The sequence below is a fragment of the Vibrio sp. Vb1337 genome, assembly GCF_033338715.1.
Lineage (GTDB): Bacteria > Pseudomonadota > Gammaproteobacteria > Enterobacterales > Vibrionaceae > Vibrio > Vibrio alginolyticus.
On sequence record NZ_JAWOTD010000292.1, the window covers coordinates 1 to 1,020 of the forward strand.

Below are 1,020 nucleotides of genomic sequence, written 5' to 3' on the forward strand. Positions count from 1 at the left end.
AATCTTACTAGAAAGCGATTTATCCATTATAAATCTCCGATATGTTGTGTTTACTATTTACATTTTTGTAGTTATATCTGCTTATTTCTAAAGCAGTGGTCGCAAATAATACATATCAAAGTTGCAAAATAAAGCGATAATTTACATTTTTGTTAACAATAAAATTCAGCAAAACAAACTATGAATACATTCATATTCAGAACAAAACTCACTTAGTCAAATGATAACAACCAGTTATCGGTTTAAGGTTGTATAACTACGCAGTTGATAGAAAGAAAATTCCCTATAAGAAAAAATATCCTCAATAGGAAAAACTTTGAAAGGGATCAAATTTTAGATATCGATGGTTCAGCGAGACGGAGAGAGCACACCTTTGTTTAAAACAAAAATGCCCATCACAAACGTGATAGGCATTTTGTATCTACTTTGCAGTGACTTGTGTCGTTATTTAGCAACCATAACCATTGCAGGACGAATCACACGGCCGTTTAACTCATAACCCTTCTGCATAACAAACATCACGGTGTTTGATTCATGATCTGGGCTTTCTTGAATAGACATTGCTTGGTGGAATTCAGGGTTGAACGTTTCACCTTCAGGGTTGATTTCTTTCAAACCAAACTTAGCAACCACATCAACAAACGTCTTGTGAGTCAGCTCAACACCTTCAAGGATCGGCTTAATCACTTCGTTTTCTGTATCTGCTGCTTGAATCGCACGCTCTAGGTTATCGATAACAGGAAGCAGTTCTTCAGCGAACTTGTTAAGAGCGTATTTACGCGCTTTGTCGATTTCCTGTTCAGTACGACGACGCATATTTTCAACTTCAGCTTTTGCACGAAGCACTGCGTCTTGCTGATCTTTTACTTTGGTTTCGCTAGACAATAATGCCGCTTCTAGTTGAGCAATCTTAGCGTCTTTCTCGTCACCAATTTCTTCAAGTTCTGCTTCAGCTTCTTGAGCCGCAGCTTCTACTTTTTCAGCCTCTTCGATGATTTGATCAAGCTCTTCTTCTGTAAC

Annotated in this window: 1 protein-coding gene; it reads right to left on the reverse strand. The window is 37.6% G+C overall.

Translation table 11 applies throughout. The features are described from left to right. Nucleotides 1-444 precede the first annotated feature (444 nt). Nucleotides 445-1,020, reverse strand: a 576-nt coding sequence (gene grpE, locus R7E42_RS25720) for a nucleotide exchange factor GrpE (RefSeq protein WP_318073342.1), incomplete at its 5' end; no start/stop codon positions are given.